The following is a 17593-nucleotide window of genomic DNA, read 5'->3' as shown; positions in this document are numbered from 1 at the left end:
TTTGCAAGGTTCTGAAGAATGAGTCAAACACTTTCTGCATCCATGCTCCTGGCAGTACCGCTGGCTCCGCTGGCGGGTTCTGTTCTGGCAGGCATATTTGGCACGGCCTTTGGTGGCAACAAGTTCGGTCGTGGCATCAGTCACTCGCTGACCATCTTGGGCGTGCTGATCTCTTTCATCTTGTCGGCACTGGTTTTTCAATCGGTGGTTTTCGACGGAGCGCGCTTTGATCAAACCATTTACGAATGGATGACGGTCGGCAGCCTAAAGATGGAAGTCGGTTTCTTGATCGACTCCATCACCGCCATGATGATGTGCGTGGTGACCTTTGTGTCACTGATGGTGCATATCTACACGATGGGTTATATGGAAGAAGATGACGGTTACAACCGTTTCTTCTCGTACATCTCCCTGTTTACCTTCTCCATGCTGATGCTGGTGATGAGTAACAACCTGCTGCAGCTGTTCTTTGGCTGGGAAGCGGTGGGCTTGGTGTCGTACCTGCTGATTGGCTTCTATTACAAGAAGCCCACGGCCACGTTTGCCAACATGAAGGCATTCTTGGTCAACCGTGTGGGTGACTTTGGTTTCATCTTGGGTATTGGTCTGATTGCTGCCTATACCGGCACGCTGCACTACGCTGAAATCTTTGCCAAGTTGCCAGAATTTGCCACGCAAACTTTGCCTGGCACCGATTGGTCGCTGGTCACAGTGACTGCCATTTGCTTGTTCATTGGTGCGATGGGTAAGTCGGCGCAGTTCCCGCTGCATGCTTGGCTGCCAGACTCCATGGAAGGCCCCACACCTATCTCCGCACTGATCCACGCGGCGACCATGGTGACGGCGGGTATCTTCATGGTATCGCGCATGTCGCCCTTGTATGAAATGTCGGATGTGGCACTGAACTTCATTTTGGTGATCGGTTCCATCACTGCCCTGTTCATGGGTATCTTGGGCATCATCCAGAACGACATCAAGCGCGTGATTGCGTACTCCACGCTGTCGCAGCTGGGTTATATGACGATTGCGCTGGGTGTGTCGGCCTACTCCGTGGCCACGTTCCACCTGATGACTCACGCGTTCTTCAAAGCGTTGCTGTTCCTCGGGGCTGGCTCTGTGATTATGGGTATGCACCACAACCAAGACATTCGCTGGATGGGTGGCGTGCGCAAATACATGCCCATCACTTGGATCACGTTCCTGTTGGGCAACTTGGCACTGATCGGTACGCCTTTCTTCTCGGGTTTTTACTCGAAGGACGCGATCATTGAAGCCGTACATGCCTCGAACCTGCCAGCCTCCGGTTTTGCCAACTTTGCCGTTCTGGCTGGTGTGTTCATCACGGCGTTCTACTCGTTCCGTCTGTACTTCATCGTGTTCCACGGTAAAGAGCGTTACGACCAGAATCCGGATGCGCACCACGATGACCACCACGGTCATGACGATCACGGCCATGGTCACGATGCCAAGCCGCATGAGTCGCCTTGGGTGGTGACGGCGCCGCTGGTGCTGCTGGCTATTCCCTCGGTAGTGATTGGTGCGATTGCACTGATGCCCATGTTGTTCGGTGGCTTCTTTGATGGAGTGATCTTCATCGATCACGCCAAGCACCCCGCGATGACGGAGCTGGCAGAGAAGATTCACGGCTGGTTGCCTATGGCCCTGCACGGTTTCCAGACAGCGCCTTTCTGGTTGGCTTTGGCAGGCGTTGTAGTTTCGTACCTCTTCTACATGGTCAAACCAGAGATTCCTGCGGGCATCATGGCTTTCTCCAAAAAGATTGGTCTGTACCAAGTCCTGGAAGGCAAGTACGGCGTGGACTGGGTGTACGAAAACATCTTTGCCCGTGGCGCACGTGTCCTCGGTACCGTGTTCTGGAAGGCCGGTGACCAAGCCGTTATCGATGGCGCGCTTGTTAATGGCTCTTGGAAGATTGTGGGCAAGATTGCTTCGGTGATCCGCTGGTTCCAGTCTGGTTACATCTACCACTACGCGTTGGTCATGATTTTGGGCATTTTCTTGCTCATGACCTACTTCGTGTGGCTCAACAAGTAAGGAAGAAAAATGGGTTTGTTGAGTCTTGCCATTTGGACACCTATCGTCTTTGGTGTCCTGCTGCTGGCCTTCGGTAAAGACAGTTGCGCGCGTGGCGTGCGCTGGGTCGCACTGATTGGCTCCATCTTGGGCCTGCTGGTTACGGTACCGCTGTATACAGGCTTTGATACTTCTTCGGCGAACATGCAGTTCGTTGAAAAGCTGCTGTGGATTGAGCGTTTCAATATCCACTACCACCTGGGCCTGGATGGCCTGTCGTTCTGGTTTGTGCCGCTGACGGCCTTCATCACCGTGATCGTGGTGCTGGCTTCGTGGGAAAACATCACCGAGCGTGTGAACCAGTACATGGGCGCGTTCCTGGTGCTGTCGGGTCTGATGATCGGCGTGTTCGCGGCATTGGATGGACTGTTGTTCTACGTGTTCTTCGAAGCCACCCTGATCCCGATGTATCTGATCATCGGTATCTGGGGCGGCCCCAACAAGATCTACGCTGCCTTCAAGTTCTTCCTGTACACCCTGATGGGCTCGCTGCTCACCCTGGTGGCCATCATCTACTTGTACAACGTCTCCGGTGGCAGCTTTGACATCCAGACGTGGCACAAACTGCCTCTGGGTTCCTTGCCCCAGACCCTGGTGTTCTTCGCCTTCTTTGCGGCGTTTGCCGTGAAGGTGCCCATGTTCCCGGTGCACACCTGGTTGCCCGACGTGCACGTGGAAGCGCCCACCGGCGGCTCTGCCGTTCTGGCGGCCATCATGCTGAAGCTGGGTGCATACGGTTTCCTGCGTTTTTCTCTGCCTATCGCTCCAGACGCCTCGCGTGAATGGGCGTGGCTGATGATTGCGCTGTCGCTGATCGCGGTGGTCTACGTGGGCATGGTTGCCTTGGTGCAAAAGGACATGAAGAAGCTGGTGGCTTATTCGTCCGTGGCGCACATGGGCTTTGTGACTCTGGGCTTCTTTATCTTCAACGACCTGGGCGTGTCCGGCGGTATCGTGCAGATGATTGCTCACGGCTTTGTCTCGGGTGCGATGTTCCTGTGTATTGGCGTGCTGTATGACCGCGTGCATTCGCGTGAAATCGCTGCCTATGGTGGTGTGGTCAACACCATGCCCAAGTTCGCAGCGTTTGCACTCTTGTTTGCGATGGCCAACTGCGGTTTGCCAGCCACTGCCGGTTTTGTGGGCGAGTGGATGGTGATCTTGGGCGCCGTGCAGTTCAACTTCTGGGTGGGCCTGCTGGCTGCAACGGCACTGATTTTTGGTGCGGCTTACACCCTGTGGATGTACAAGCGTGTCTACTTGGGCCCCGTGGGCAACGACAACGTCAAGAACCTGGAAGACATCGGTTGCCGCGAGTTCTTGATTTTGGCGATCTTGGCCATTGCGGTGTTGTACATGGGCCTGTATCCCAAGCCCTTTACTGACGTGATGGATCCCTCGGTGGCAGAGCTGCTCAAGCACGTCGCCCAATCCAAGCTTCCTTGACCAGACTGAACTGAGAGATTGAGATGATTGACAACATCAGCTGGCTTTCGATCTATCCAGAGATCGTGCTCTTCGTCATGGGGTGCGTGATTACTCTGGTGGATCTGGGTGTGAAAAGCACCCGTCGTACGGGCACCTATGTGCTGACCATGTTGACCTTGGCCTTGGTGGCCATCATGCAAGCCAACTACGCTTTGAGTGGCAACACCTTCTATGGCTGGAGCAACATGGTTGTCTCTGATGCCATGGGCAACTGGCTCAAGTGTTTTGCCACGGTCGCCATGATGGTGACCTTGGTCTACGCCCGCCCTTACTCGGCGGATCGTGACATGTTGCGTGGCGGTGAGCTGTTCACCCTGTCTATCTTTGCGCTGCTGGGCATGTTCATCATGATCAGTGCCAACAACTTGCTGCTGATCTATCTGGGTCTGGAGCTGTTGACACTGGCCAGCTATGCGCTGGTAGCTTTGCGTCGGGATCACACGGTATCCACCGAAGCCGCCATGAAGTACTTTGTGCTGGGTTCGCTGGCATCGGGCTTCTTGCTCTATGGCTTGTCCATGGTGTATGGCGCTACCGGTTCGCTGGATATTGGTGAAATCTTCAAGGCCATCAGCTCGGGCGAACTCAAGCACCAAGTGCTGGTGTTTGGCTTGGTTTTTGTCGTGGCAGGTTTGGCATTCAAGTTGGGCGTGGCACCTTTCCACATGTGGGTGCCCGATGTCTACCACGGTGCACCTACCGCCATCACGGCCTTGATTGGCGGCGCGCCCAAGCTGGCTGCGTTTGCGATTGTGATTCGCTTGCTGGTGGATGGCATGCTGCCCTTGGCGTTTGACTGGCAGCAAATGCTGGCGGTGCTGGCGATTGCCTCGCTGCTGATTGGTAACTTGGCCGCGATCGCACAAACCAACCTCAAGCGCATGCTGGCCTACTCGACCATCTCGCAAATGGGCTTTGTATTGCTGGGCCTGCTGTCGGGTGTGATCGGTGGGGAAGTAGATCCAGCGCGTGCCGCCAACGCGTACAGCTCGTCGATGTTCTACGTGGTGACTTACGTACTGACCACGCTGGCAACGTTCGGTGTGATCTTGCTGCTGTCACGCGAAGGCTTTGAGAGCGAAGAGATCGCCGACTTTGCGGGCCTGAATCAGCGCAGCCCCTTGTACGCCGGCATCATGGCTGCGTGCTTGTTCTCCATGGCTGGTATTCCACCTCTGGTGGGCTTTTACGCCAAGCTGTCGGTGCTGCAAGCGCTGGTGGCTTCGGGTGAGACTTTCTACATCGGCCTGGCGATCTTCGCCGTACTCATGTCCTTGATTGGCGCCTTCTATTACCTGCGGGTCGTGAAGGTCATGTACTTCGACAAGCCCTTGACCGCTACCACCGTGTCTGCGCCTTGGGATGTGCGTGCGGTGCTGACCGTCAACGGTGCACTGGTTTTGATCCTGGGCATTGTTCCCGGTGGTTTGATGTCCTTGTGCGCCGATGCGATCGTGCGTGCGCTGGCATCCTGACCGATAATCTGAAGCGTGACTCAAACCGCTTCTATTTGGTTGGTGATTTTGGCGGCCCTGGTGGCCGCCAATTTGCCTTTTATGAATGAACGCTGGCTCATGGCTGGCCCTGTTGCAGCTTCTTCCAAGAAGCCGTTGTGGGGCAGGTTGTTTGAGCTGGTACTGCTGTACTTTGTGGTTGGCGCGCTGGCATTGCTGCTGGAGCGCCGCTCGGGTCAGATTTATCCCCAAGGCTGGGAGTTCTACGCCATCACGGCGACACTGTTTATGACATTGGCCTTCCCGGGCTTTGTCTGGCGTTACCTTACCAAGCGCCGCAGCCGCTAAGCTGCGCGCTTCGCACAAAGGCAGGGTTGCGACTCTGCCTTTTTTATTGTCCTTATCTGTTGTTGTGCACACATGAAGGTGTTTGACCTGCATTGCCCCCAAGACCACATCTTTGAAGGCTGGTTTGCTTCTGAGGTGGATTTTCAGCGCCAGCTGGAGCGTGGTTTGGTGGAATGCCCCATGTGTGGCAGTAAACAGTTGCGCAAAGGCTTGAGTGCCCCGCGTCTTAACTTGGGCGCAAAGCCGGAGGCATCTGCAAGCGCAGTGCCTGCAGAGCAAACCGCCCCTTCACCAGCCACCACCACTACGCAGGAGCGCCAGAGGCTGCATGCCTTGCAGGCAGCCTGGTTGGAAGCGTCGCGCAAGATTGCCGCAAACACCGAAGACGTGGGTGAAAAATTTGCCGATGAGGCTTTGCGCATGCACAAAGGACAAGAACCAGAGCGCCCCATCCGTGGGCAAGCCACGCCCCAGCAGGCAATCGAATTGCTGGAAGAAGGGGTGCCTGTGCTGCCCCTGATCTTGCCTAAAAACAGCAAAGAAACACTGCAATAAGCATTGCTGTGCGGCATTAAAAGTAGAGCGCTTGGCGCTTGCCTTTTCATGTTTTCCGATTGTTTCTTGCCTGAAATTATTGATCTCACTGCGCAGGCAGCTATCTTTTTTTATGTCTCGTGCTGCCACGTTAACCCGCGTACCAGCGCTCATGGTTCTGCTGAAGCTGACAAAAAGCCGTCGACATGCAGGTTGAGTGACAGCTTTTTAAGATCGATAGTTAGTGTTTGCTTTCTGTTTTTGATTCGTCAAATAGCGATTTCTTGTTTTAGTAACAGAGAGTAGGGTAAGTGCTTAGGTTGTAAGTCATAGGCACAAGCCCTAGTGCGGGGGCTGAAACCTCGCACATACGATGCACCGCAACATTCGACACGGTGCATGCATGCCAAGGCGGCCAAAAACTGCCTGGTGCTGCACCTTCACCACGGAGCAGCCCACGCGCATGAGCGACGCCATTCTTCAAACTACCAACCTCACCAAAGAGTTCAAAGGCTTCACTGCGGTGAGCAAAGTGAACCTGTCGGTGCAACGCGGCAGCATCCATGCACTGATTGGCCCCAACGGTGCGGGCAAAACCACGTGCTTTAACCTGCTGACCAAGTTTTTGGAGCCGACCTCGGGTGAAATTCGTTTTAACGGCCAAGACATCACCCGCGAAGCGCCAGCACAAATTGCTCGCCGAGGAGTGATCCGCTCGTTTCAGATCTCTGCCGTTTTTCCCCATCTGACGTTGATGGAGAACGTGCGCGTCGGTCTTCAGCGCCAGCTGGGTACGGCATTTCACTTCTGGAAAAGCGAAAAAACACTGAATCAGCTCAACGATCGTGCCATGCAGCTGCTGGCCGAAGTCGGTCTGGAAGACATGGCCGATGAAGTCACGGTTAACCTGCCTTATGGCCGCAAGCGGGCTCTGGAAATTGCCACCACGCTGGCGATGGAGCCTGAGTTGATGCTGCTGGACGAACCCACACAGGGCATGGGCCACGAAGATGTGGATCGCGTGACCCAGCTGATCAAAAAAGTGTCGGCAGGGCGCACCATTTTGATGGTGGAGCACAACATGAAAGTGATCTCCACCATTGCGGACCGCATCACCGTGCTGCAGCGCGGTGCGGTGCTGGCCGAGGGCAATTACGCCGAAGTCTCGAACAACGCACAGGTGATGGAAGCCTATATGGGCACGACCGACGGCCAACTGCAAGGAGCGCACTGATGACGACTCCTGCACTCGAAATTCGCAATCTAGAAGCTTGGTACGGTGAGTCGCACGTGCTGCACGGCGTTGACATGGTGGTGCAACCCGGCGAAGTGGTAACGCTGCTGGGGCGCAATGGCGCAGGGCGCACGTCCACCATGCGTGCGGTCATGGGGCTGACGGGCGCGCGCAAGGGTTCCGTCAAGATCAATGGCCAGGAAGCGATTGGCTTGCCGACCCACAAGATTGCGCACTTTGGCGTGGGCTACTGCCCTGAAGAGCGCGGCATTTTCTCCAGCCTCTCGTGCGAAGAAAACCTGCTGCTGCCACCACAGCTCAAAACCGGCCATGAAGGCATGAGCGTAGAAGAGATCTACGCCATGTTCCCGAACTTGGCCGAGCGCCGCAACAGCCAGGGAACGCGCTTGTCGGGTGGTGAGCAGCAGATGCTGGCCGTAGCGCGCATTTTGCGCACTGGTGCGCGGCTGCTGTTGCTCGATGAAATCTCTGAAGGCTTGGCGCCCGTCATCGTGCAAGCGCTGGCTCGCATGATCAACACCCTGCGCGACAAGGGCTACACCATCGTCATGGTGGAGCAGAACTTCCGCTTTGCAGCGCCGCTGGCAGACCGCTTTTATGTGATGGAGCACGGCCGCATTGTGGAGACGTTCAATGCCGCACAGCTCGACGCCAAGATGCCCGTCCTCAATGAATTGCTAGGTGTCTGACCTGGCTTTGCCTCCCTTTTTTCTCCATACAACAACAAGGAAACAACCATGCACGCTTTGCGTACCCCTTTGACTGTTTTGACCCTGTCGCTGGCTATGGCCGGCATGGCCCAGGCACAGACACCTGACAAGATCAAAATTGGTTTCATCACGGATATGTCCAGCAACTACGCGGACGTGGATGGCAAAAACGGTGCAATTGCGATTCAGATGGCCATTGATGACTTCGGTGGCAAAGTGCTGGGCAAGCCGATCGAGCTGCTGACCCAAGACCACCAGCACAAGCCAGACATTGCCGCCACCAAGGCGCGCGAGTGGATCGATACCCAAAACCTGTCCATGCTGTTTGGTGGCACTAACTCGGGTGTGGCGCTGGCATTGGCCAAGGTGGCACAAGAGAAAAAGCGCGTGTACTTCAACAGCGGTGCCGGTGCATCGGCGCTGACCAACGAGCAGTGCACGCCCTACACCATCCACTACACCTATGACACCGTGGCACTGGCCAAGGGCACAGGCGGCGCTGTGGTGGATAACGGCGGCAAGGAATGGTTCTTCCTGACGGCGGACTATGCCTTTGGCCACTCACTGGAAAACGATACTGCCAAGGTCGTGAAGGCCAAGGGTGGCACGGTCAAGGGCAGCGTGCGCCACCCTCTGAATGCGTCGGATTTCTCCAGCTTCTTGCTGCAGGCCCAAAACTCCAAGGCCCAAATTCTGGGCTTGGCCAATGCGGGTGGCGACACCATCAACGCCATCAAGGCCGCACGTGAGTTTGGCATCAACAAAAGCATGAAGATGGCAGGCTTGCTGGTGTTCCTGACTGACATCCACTCGCTGGGGCTGAAGAACACCGAAGGTCTGCTGCTGACCACCAGCTGGGACTGGAACCTGAACGACGAAACCCGTGCGTTTGGCAAGAAGTTTGAAGCCAAAACCAAGCGCATGCCGACCGACGTGCAGGCCGCCAACTACTCGGCCACCATGAACTATCTGAAGGCGGTGGAGAAGGCCGGAACGGTAGATGCCGACAAGGTGATGGCGGTGCTCAAGAGCACACCACTCAAAGACTTTTACGCGCAAGGCGTGATCCGTCCGGATGGCCGCTACGCCCACGATATGTACCTGATGCAAGTGAAGTCGCCTGCAGAGTCCAAGCAAGCTTGGGACTACTACAAGGTCGTGACCAAGTTGACGCCGGACCAGGTCTGGACGACCAAGGAAGAGAGCAAGTGCGCTTTGTGGAAATAAAGCCTTAAGCCTCTATCGGGCAGGGTGATGCGCTCTGTCCCAGTACCCGTTTTCGCGTTCTCAAGTGTTTGCCGCCGGCGCACATTCCGTGCAAAGGCATTGGTTTTACAAGGCGTAAGCCACCCCACCCACCAAGGAGACAAGGCAATGAAGCAGCAGCGCAATTATTCGAAGTTGGCTCTCACGCTCGCGGCAGCGGGCTTGATGGCCGCCACGGCACACGCGCAGTCACCAGACAAAGTGCGTATTGGTTTTGTGACCGATATGTCGAGTCTGTACGCCGATGTGGAAGGCAAAAACGGTGTACTGGCCATGCAAATGGCGATTGATGACTTTGGTGGCAAGGTGCTGGGCAAGCCGATTGAGCTGCTTTCGGCAGACCACCAAAACAAGGCCGATATTGCCGCCAGCAAAGCGCGGGAGTGGATTGATACCCAAGGTATCAGCCTGATTTTCAGTGGCACCAACTCGGGCACGGCACTGGCTGTCTCGCAAGTGGCCAATGAGAAAAAACGCTTGCACATCAACAATGGTGCAGGCACTTCCGCGCTGACCAACGAGCAGTGCAACCCCTACACCATCCACTACGCCTATGACACCGTGGCGCTGGCCAAGGGCACAGGCGGTGCGGTGGTTGATCGGGGTGGCAAAGACTGGTTCTTCCTGACGGCAGACTATGCCTTTGGCCAGGCGCTGGAGGCAGACACCACGGCGGTGATCAAAGCCAAGGGCGGCACGGTCAAGGGCAGTGTCAAGCACCCGCTGAACGCTTCGGACTTCTCCAGCTTCTTGCTGCAGGCCCAAAGCTCCAAGGCCCACATCTTGGGTCTGGCCAATGCGGGTGGCGACACCATCAATGCCATCAAGGCGGCCAAAGAGTTTGGCATCGACAAGAGCATGAAGACCGCAGGGTTGCTGGTGTTCTTGACCGATATCCACTCTCTGGGGTTGAAGAACACAGCGGGCTTGCTGCACACCACCAGCTGGTATTGGGACATGAACGATGAGTCGCGCAAGTTCGCCAACAAGTTCTTTGCCAAAACCAAGCGCATGCCCACTGATGTTCAGGCTGCAGACTACTCCGCCATCATGCAGTACCTGAAAGCGGTGCAAGCCGTGGGCAGCACCGATGCCGACAAGGTCATGGCACACCTCAAAAGCACACCGCTGTCTGACTTTTACGCCAAGGGCGTGATCCGTCCCGATGGCACTTACGCCCACGACATGTACCTCGTCGAGGCGAAAAAGCCAGAGGAATCTACCAAGCCTTGGGACTATCTGAAGGTGCTGCAGACCTTGCCTGCAGACACCGTCTGGACCACCAAAGCAGAAACCAAATGCGCGCTCTGGAAGTGATGTGAGGCAAGCACGCCCATCACAAGTGGGCGTGCACCGCGCATTCGCCAGGGCCATCCTGTTTAACCAAAAGCGTCTCTCTCATGGAAATCTTCGGTGTCTCACTGCCGGGCCTGCTCAGCCAGCTATTGCTGGGGCTGGTCAACGGCTCGTTTTATGCGATCTTGAGCCTTGGGCTAGCGGTCATCTTTGGCTTGCTCAACGTCATCAACTTTGCGCACGGCGCACTGTTCATGCTGGGGGCCATGGTCACGTGGATGGCCATGAACTACCTGGGTATCAACTACTGGGTGATGCTGATATTGGCGCCCATTGTGGTGGGTGCTTTTGGGGTGTTGATTGAGCGGTTTTTATTGCGCTGGATTTACAAGCTCGACCACCTGTACGGACTGCTGCTGACACTGGGCTTGTCGCTGCTGATTGAGGGCGTGTTCCGCTCCATCTACGGCGTATCGGGTCTGGGTTACGACACGCCAGAGCTGCTCGAAGGTGCCACCAACCTGGGCTTCATGATCTTGCCTAACTACCGTGCATGGGTCGTGGTGGCTTCGCTCGTCGTGTGTATTGCCACGTGGTATGTGATTGAGAAAACCCGTCTGGGTGCTTACCTGCGTGCAGGTACCGAGAACCCTCGGCTGGTCGAAGCCTTCGGCATCAACGTGCCCGTCATGGTCACGCTCACTTATGCCTTTGGCGTAGGTTTGGCGGCTTTTGCGGGCGTGCTGGCCGCACCGGTGTACCAAGTGACGCCGTTGATGGGGCAAAACCTCATCATCGTGGTGTTTGCCGTAGTGGTGATTGGGGGCATGGGCTCCATCATGGGCTCCATCCTGACGGGCCTGGGCCTGGGCGTGATTGAAGGCCTCACCAAAGTGTTTTATCCGGAAGCATCTTCCACCGTGGTGTTCGTCATCATGGTCATCGTTTTGCTGATTCGCCCCGCCGGCTTGTTCGGTAAAGAGAAATAAGAGGGGGCACACACCATGACTTCTAAGAAACTTGCATTCTTTGGCTATGGCTTGCTGCTGCTGGCCTTGATCGTCGCGCCTTTCTTTGGTGCCTACCCGGTGTTTGTCATGAAGCTGATGTGCTTTGCACTGTTTGCTTCGGCGTTCAACCTGTTGCTGGGCTATACGGGGCTGCTGTCTTTTGGGCATGCGGCATTCCTGGGCGGCGCAGCCTATATGGCGGGCCACGCCATCAAGGTCTGGAGCTTCACCCCGGAGCTGGGCATTATTTTGGGCACGCTGGGTGGTGCAGTCTTGGGGCTGGTAGCGGGTTGGCTGGCCATCCGCCGCCAAGGTATCTACTTCTCGATGATTACCTTGGCCCTGGCGCAGATGCTGTTCTTTGTGGCACTGCAAGCGCCGTTCACCGGTGGTGAAGATGGCCTGCAAGGTGTGCCTCGGGGCAAGCTGTTTGGCCTGATTGACCTGTCCAGTGACCTGACCATGTACTACGTGGCGCTGGTCATCTGTGTGCTGGGCTTCTTGGTGATTGTGCGTACGGTGCACTCGCCTTTCGGCCAGGTGCTCAAAGCCATCAAAGAGAACGAGCCGCGTGCCATCTCGCTGGGCTACGACGTCAATCGCTTCAAGCTGCTGGTGTTTGTCTTGTCTGCTGCGCTCACCGGCTTGGCAGGCTCTCTCAAGACCCTGGTGCTGGGCTTTGCTACCTTGTCCGATGTGCACTGGACATCGTCGGGCCATGTGGTGCTGATGACGCTGATGGGCGGCATGGGTACGCTGTCTGGGCCGATTGTTGGCTCGGCCATCGTGGTAGCGCTGGAAAACAAGATTGGAGATTTGGGCAGTTGGCTGGCCAAGCTCACGGGCTTTGAATGGTTCTCGACCTTGGGCGAGTCCGTCACCATCGTCACCGGCTTTATCTTTGTGGTCTGCGTACTGGCCTTCCGCCGTGGTGTGATGGGTGAACTCATTGCATGGCTGGCGCGCCGCAGAGGCAGCGGCAAAATGCTGTAGCCACCCAAAGGTGTAACCCCACAAAAAACCGCCTCAAGGGCGGTTTTTTGTTGGTCGACATATGCCTTGAGGGCTTAGCGCACGCCGTCAAATTGCTCCACAGGCACATCGTTGGGCTGGGCAATCATCTTCTTGAGTGTCTCGCCCATCGGCAAGTTCAAGTTCATCTGCTTGGGTGGGATAGGCTGCAGGTACCACTTGGCGTACAGGCGCTCCAAATCCCCATTCGCCATCATCTGGCGGATCACACCATCCACCGCTTGCTTGATGGCCGGATCCGCCTTGCTGAACTGAATGGCAATCGGCTCTGCACCAATGACTTCCCCCACAATTTTGAAGCCTTCGGGGTTCTTGCTTTGCGCGATCACGCCAGCGAGCATGTTGTCGTCCAGCACAAACGCATCGACGCGGCCTGACTCCAGCAGCAAGAACGCTTCAAACTGATCCTTGGCCATCAGGGTCTGAAACTGAATGCCGTGCTCGGCAGCAAAACGGCGCAGGATTTGCACTGCCGTGGTTCCCGTCAAGACAGAGACTTTTTTGCCGTCCAGCTGCTTGAAGCTGGTGATGGCCTGGTTGCGGGCCACGGCCATGCGCACTTCGCTGACATAGGTGGTCAGGCCAAACGCCACCTGGTCTTGGCGCTTGAGGCTGTTGGTCATGCTGGCACAGTTGAAATCTGCTGTGCCGTTTTGGATCAGCGGCATGGTGTTTTGCGGCGTGAGCACCATGTATTTGAGCTGGGCCTTGGGCGCAATGGTGCGCACCACTTGCTCGCACAACTCGGTGTGGTAGCCCACAAACTTTTCATTGGCCCCCAGGGCATAGGACATGGGCGTGGCACTTTCACGCACACCCAGCACCACTGTGCCCCCCGCTTGCCAGCGCTGCAGCGTAGCCGATGCTGCCCCAGGGGCTGCGGCGTACGCCGCAGAAGTAAAAACGGCTGCAGTCAGTGCAGCCGAGGCCAAAGAGAACTTCACAACAGACTTCATGGGGACTCGCAATCGGTAGGCCGCACCGCAGATGGGTGGCCTTTGCCGCAAATTGTCCCACTGGCTTAAGACATCACAGTGTTATGCAAATTCTGCAGCAGGGAATGCCCGCATGCGGTTTCTACGATGGCTGCAGCGTGCTTTGCAAGGCTTGGTGGGCATCGCCCTCCCACTGCGGTGGCAACTGGTGTTTGGCGCGCAGATAGTGGTGGGTGTACACCGCCAGATAGCGCTCCAGCACCTGTCCTGCATGCACATCGCGGGCGTCTGGGCTTAGTTCCAGGCACAGGGCCGCGACTTCACTGGTGCAAAAGTGATCGTCGCGTTTGGCACGGCGCAACTGGTAGTGGCTGATCTGCTCGGGCTGAAACCCCAAGACGGGAAAGCGATCCAGGTACGGACTTTTGCGAAACATCTTGCGCGCTTCGGACCAAGTCGCATCCAGCAAGATAAACAGCGGGCGCTTGCCGCTGTGCGGCGCATCACTGGCCAGTGCGGAGATTGCGCGCTCGGGCGGTTGCACGTACTCGCCGGGGAAAACCACATACGGCTGCCACTGCGGATCGTCCAGCAAAGCCAGCAGCTGTGCGTCCACCTCGGTGCGGCTCCAGCCAAAGGCAAAAGTGTCTTGCACCACATCGGCAATCAGCCAGCCGGTGTTGCTGGGCTTGAGAGGCTCTGCATCGTGCATCAGCAGGCACACCCCTGCACGTGTAGCTAACTGAGGGCGCAGCGCGCACATGCAGTGTGTGGGGCGCAGTCTACAGCCTTCACAGCGCTCGCCCTTGACGCCACCGCGGGCCAGAAAAGGCCGGGTGCTGCGTGCTAAACGGGCTGTGCGCAGGCGTGCGACAGCATGGGGAAAAGTGGGGGGGGCGTTGCGAGGTGCGGACATGGGCAGGGCGCTATTGTCGCAGCGGGCAGGTGGCAATGCAGCCGCATGGGCCAATGCAGCGCCGCTGCTGCCGCATCTTTAGTCTTTAGTGCCCGCCGCCGGCGCACTCCAGCTCAAACACCGGAACTTGCGCTTTGCGGCTGAGCCACATGCCGCCACCCAGTTCGCTAAAACTTTGCTTGAGGCCCTGGCGGTACAGCGCCGCACGGTGGCGGAACAAGCGCGGGTCGGTCAAGTCTTCGTCAATGATGTCGCGCTCGTAGTCTTCCTTGGCCACGGCTTCCAGGTACAAGGCGCCGCGTGAGAGCTTGCCCAGATTGTGCAAAGCCAGTTTCAGGTCTGCGGGGCTGAGGTAGGGCAGCACGCCTTGGCAGATCACCAGGTCAAACGGCTCGCTGCTCTGGTAATTCACCACGGAGCCACGCTCCCAGCCAAAGCGGCCGCACAGGTATTCGCTCAATTCCACACCGTGGTAGCTGCAGCCGGGAAACTGCTGCTGCACCACGCCTTTCCACAGGCCAATGCCACAGCCTACGTCCAGAACACGGGCCACGGGAACGCGCAAATATTTCAGGTAACTGCACACAAAAGTGCCCAGGCGTTCAATGTGCTCGGGGTCTACCACGCTGGTCTTTTTGTCAAAGTAAAAGCGCTGGTAGTACGCCTCGTCAAACCATTGGTCGCTCGCTGATTGCACGCGCTCTCCTGTGTAAAGGGGTGAAGAACGACTGACGCCCCCCGCCGCAGCATGCAGCACAGACCAGGCAGGGCAACAAGGTGTGGAGGGTGTGAAGTGGTTCCAAAGAAAGAGCCGCTGAGTATCGGGCATAGACCTTATCGGCATGCTCTGCTGCGGTATGGGTGCTAATTCTTTAGGAGCTAATGGCGCTTGCTGCATCTGCCTTGAGGGCAGATTTGGCAGGTATTTATAGAAAATCTACACGCAATGATCGACCACCCCATAGGTGTATTAGCAGTTTTTACGCATGTTTTTTGCGTGGCAGGCGTTCAGCCGCCAAGCATGCGCTGGTTGCGCTGCCCGCGCCTGACGCAGGAATCATCCGCCAAGCTTTGGTGCGGCGCACAAATTGATGGTGCTAGAACAATTTGCCAGGTATGGCAAGCCATTGCACTGCACGCCTGTGTTTGATCTATTCGGCTTGGGGCGGGGTTGGGCCTTTCTAGAATCCGCTGCGCATGACTGCCAATGCACTGGAGGGAGGAGTGGGCACCAGACCCACACAGAGCCAGTGCCGCGCTTGGCGCAGTTGGTGGTTGTGCGCCTTGCCACCTCATCAGAAAGCACTTTGTCATGATCTCGCGTCGCCAATTGGTGGCTGCTACGGCAGCGTCGGCCACTTTGTCTCCTTGGGGGGCGCTCAGCGCCTTCGCCAGCAATGGTCAGCCCGTGCGCTTGTTGGTGGGCTTTGCCGCAGGCGGCTCTGCCGACTATGTCGCGCGCCAGATGGGCATCCAACTGGCTGAAGAGCTGGGGGGGCCTGTGGTGGTGGAAAACCGCCCCGGCGCGGGGGGGCGCATTGCGGTAGAGGCGGTTAAAAACGCCAAGCCCGACGGCAACACCTTGCTGGTGACGCCCGGTGCCATCCTCACCATTTACCCCCATGTGTACGACAAGCTCAGCTATGACGCCGTGGCCGATCTGGCCCCCATCGCCAACCTGTGCGAGATGTCGTACAGCCTGAATATTGGCCCGGCGGTGCCCGAGAGCGTGCGCACCCTGAAAGACTTTGGCCTATGGCTCAAAGCCCATCCCAAGCAGGCCTCCTACGGCTCGGCGGGCGCAGGCACGGCCATGCACTTTTTGGGCGCCCTGTACGCCGCCCAGCTGGGTGTGGATTACCTGCACATTCCTTACAAGGGCGGTGTGCTGGCGCTGCAAGATGTCATGGCGGGGCAAATCCCCTCCAGTTTTAACGTAGCCAGCGAAGCCGTCGCGCAGATTGGCAACCCCAAGCTGCGTACCTTGGCCGTCACCAGCAAGCAGCGCATGCCACAGTTTCCCCAGGTGCCTACCTTTGCAGAGCAAGGCATGGATGCACTGACTGCCAGCGAATGGATGGGCCTGCTGGCCCCCAAGGGCACACCGGCTGCGCTGGTGCAACGCCTGCACCAGGCGGCTACGCGCAGTGTGGCGGCGCCCAAGGTGCAGCAGGCACTGGCGGAAATGGCGTTTACCGTCAACCAAGGCAGCACCGCAGACTTTGCCCAGCAACTGCGCCAGGACATCGCCAAATGGGCGCCCGTGGTGCAGCGCACAGGGTTCAAGGCCGAAGGTTGATGGCTGCGGTGCCGCTGTCGGCGGGGGGATTTGCCAAACGTGCATCAGCGCGGCTGGTAGGCACTGCGTAAGGGCTTTAAACAGGGTTCAGCACGCAGTGCAGCATTTTTCGTATACTCGCTCGGTTGTTTGCGCAAACAATGCTGATCTCACGCCAGTACGTCGAGCACTTCGACGAGAAAAAGAAAAGTGACAGCTGCAGAGACGTTCTGCCGTAATACGGTGATCGCGTAAGAGTCGCCGTCCAATACCATCACAAAGCCCGCTGCATGCGGGCTTTGTCGTTTCTGCCATGTCGCTTTGCACGCAGGGCAGCGTTTCAATATTTCAATAGGCATACGCCAGCAGCATGCGGGCCTGCGGTTGCTGGCTGGCCGACACCGCACGCTGCAGTCCAGCGAGCTTACGCCGCCTTGGGTGGGCGGTGCATCACACACACCTTGTTGCCCGCAGGGTCACGCAAATAGGCCAGATACAGCTTCATGCGCTCATCGCCGCGCCAGCCGGGGGCGTCTTCAATGGCGGTGCCGCCTGCAGCCAATGCTGCCTCATAGGCTTGCAGCGCCTGCTCGGTGGAATCGGCCGCAAAGCCCAGCGTAAAGCCATTGGCCGCCGTGGCAGGCTCACCATTGATGGGCAGGGTCACGCTGAAGGTGCTGCCCGCATGGCGCCAGAAATAGCGGTGGCGGTCTTGCACACCGGGCTTGGCACCCAAGGTGCCCAGCAGGGCGTTGTAGAACTTGACGGACGCATCGAGGTCATTGGCGCCGAGCATGACGTGGCTGAACATAGGGGGGTGTCTCCTCAGTAAGCGGTAGTGGGTCAGGGCTGGGGCGCTGCACAGCACCAGCCCGCACGCATGCTAACGCTTGCCCTGGCACGCAGCGCGTCACACAGGCGATGCAACCCATTAATTTTGATGGCTGCTAGCGCTTGCTGCGTAAGAATCAGAGGTG

The 17593-nt window shown here is 57.4% G+C and carries 17 protein-coding genes; 12 read left to right on the top strand and 5 right to left on the bottom strand.

Translation table 11 applies throughout. The features are described 5' to 3' along the window. Positions 1-18: 18 nt before the first annotated feature. The 11 genes from nuoL (at position 19) to QEP12_RS02920 (ending at position 12448) form a co-directional block, all read left to right on the top strand. Positions 19-2055 (top strand): NADH-quinone oxidoreductase subunit L, encoded by a 2037-nt coding sequence (gene nuoL, locus QEP12_RS02970; RefSeq protein WP_284213303.1) that lies wholly within the window; start codon positions 19-21, stop codon positions 2053-2055. Between the two features lie 9 nt (positions 2056-2064). After that, positions 2065-3540 carry an NADH-quinone oxidoreductase subunit M gene (locus tag QEP12_RS02965; RefSeq protein WP_284213302.1) on the top strand — a complete coding sequence of 492 codons (1476 nt, stop codon included), beginning with the start codon at positions 2065-2067 and terminating at the stop codon, positions 3538-3540. A gap of 23 nt (positions 3541-3563) precedes the next feature. Continuing rightward, positions 3564-5057, top strand: coding sequence for an NADH-quinone oxidoreductase subunit NuoN (gene nuoN / locus QEP12_RS02960; protein WP_174863096.1), 1494 nt, complete (start codon positions 3564-3566; stop codon positions 5055-5057). Between the two features lie 15 nt (positions 5058-5072). Continuing rightward, entirely contained in the window at positions 5073-5384 is a 312-nt protein-coding gene (locus tag QEP12_RS02955; RefSeq protein WP_284213301.1) for a DUF2818 family protein, read from the top strand. Between the two features lie 72 nt (positions 5385-5456). After that, positions 5457-5939, top strand: coding sequence for a DUF1178 family protein (locus QEP12_RS02950; protein WP_174863097.1), 483 nt, complete (start codon positions 5457-5459; stop codon positions 5937-5939). Positions 5940-6381: 442 nt separating this feature from the next. Beyond that, positions 6382-7152 (top strand): ABC transporter ATP-binding protein, encoded by a 771-nt coding sequence (locus QEP12_RS02945; protein WP_174863098.1) that lies wholly within the window; start codon positions 6382-6384, stop codon positions 7150-7152. Further along, the gene (locus tag QEP12_RS02940; RefSeq protein WP_174863099.1) at positions 7152-7862 is read left to right on the top strand and encodes an ABC transporter ATP-binding protein; all 711 of its coding nucleotides are present in this window, start codon (positions 7152-7154) and stop codon (positions 7860-7862) included. Before QEP12_RS02945 ends, QEP12_RS02940 begins: the two co-directional genes overlap by 1 nt. Positions 7863-7910: 48 nt before the next feature. Then, complete coding sequence (locus QEP12_RS02935) at positions 7911-9110, top strand: ABC transporter substrate-binding protein (protein ID WP_431308054.1); 1200 nt, start codon at positions 7911-7913, stop codon at positions 9108-9110. 147 nt (positions 9111-9257) lie between these two features. After that, complete coding sequence (locus QEP12_RS02930; protein ID WP_370891852.1) at positions 9258-10466, top strand: ABC transporter substrate-binding protein; 1209 nt, start codon at positions 9258-9260, stop codon at positions 10464-10466. An 83-nt stretch (positions 10467-10549) separates the two neighbouring features. Then, a complete protein-coding gene (locus QEP12_RS02925; RefSeq protein ID WP_219164014.1) occupies positions 10550-11434 on the top strand; it encodes a branched-chain amino acid ABC transporter permease in 885 nt (294 codons plus the stop codon). A gap of 15 nt (positions 11435-11449) precedes the next feature. Then, positions 11450-12448, top strand: a complete 999-nt coding sequence (locus tag QEP12_RS02920; RefSeq protein ID WP_284213300.1) for a branched-chain amino acid ABC transporter permease — start codon at positions 11450-11452, stop codon at positions 12446-12448. A gap of 74 nt (positions 12449-12522) precedes the next feature. Here QEP12_RS02920 and QEP12_RS02915 read toward each other — a convergent pair whose 3' ends face one another. From QEP12_RS02915 to QEP12_RS02905, 3 genes are all read right to left on the bottom strand, one after another. Then, complete coding sequence (locus QEP12_RS02915; RefSeq protein ID WP_174863103.1) at positions 12523-13443, bottom strand: transporter substrate-binding domain-containing protein; 921 nt, start codon at positions 13441-13443, stop codon at positions 12523-12525. 121 nt (positions 13444-13564) lie between these two features. After that, positions 13565-14338 carry a tRNA-uridine aminocarboxypropyltransferase gene (locus QEP12_RS02910; RefSeq protein ID WP_284213299.1) on the bottom strand — a complete coding sequence of 258 codons (774 nt, stop codon included), beginning with the start codon at positions 14336-14338 and terminating at the stop codon, positions 13565-13567. Between the two features lie 85 nt (positions 14339-14423). After that, positions 14424-15035, bottom strand: coding sequence for a class I SAM-dependent methyltransferase (locus QEP12_RS02905; protein ID WP_174863104.1), 612 nt, complete (start codon positions 15033-15035; stop codon positions 14424-14426). A 615-nt stretch (positions 15036-15650) separates the two neighbouring features. Between QEP12_RS02905 and QEP12_RS02900 the strand changes: the two genes are divergently transcribed. Then, positions 15651-16637 carry a Bug family tripartite tricarboxylate transporter substrate binding protein gene (locus QEP12_RS02900; RefSeq protein WP_284213298.1) on the top strand — a complete coding sequence of 329 codons (987 nt, stop codon included), beginning with the start codon at positions 15651-15653 and terminating at the stop codon, positions 16635-16637. A 149-nt stretch (positions 16638-16786) separates the two neighbouring features. Here the strand turns inward: QEP12_RS02900 and QEP12_RS02895 are convergent, their stop codons facing one another. Beyond that, positions 16787-16975: a hypothetical protein gene (locus QEP12_RS02895; RefSeq protein ID WP_284213297.1), complete on the bottom strand. Its 189-nt coding sequence runs from the start codon at positions 16973-16975 to the stop codon at positions 16787-16789. Positions 16976-17040: 65 nt separating this feature from the next. Then, the gene (locus QEP12_RS02890) at positions 17041-17427 is read right to left on the bottom strand and encodes a VOC family protein (RefSeq protein ID WP_219164020.1); all 387 of its coding nucleotides are present in this window, start codon (positions 17425-17427) and stop codon (positions 17041-17043) included. Positions 17428-17593 lie beyond the last annotated feature (166 nt).

It is taken from the genome of Comamonas jiangduensis, assembly GCF_030162955.1.
GTDB lineage: Bacteria > Pseudomonadota > Gammaproteobacteria > Burkholderiales > Burkholderiaceae_C > Comamonas > Comamonas jiangduensis.
This window is presented reverse-complemented; position numbering and strand designations above follow the sequence as displayed.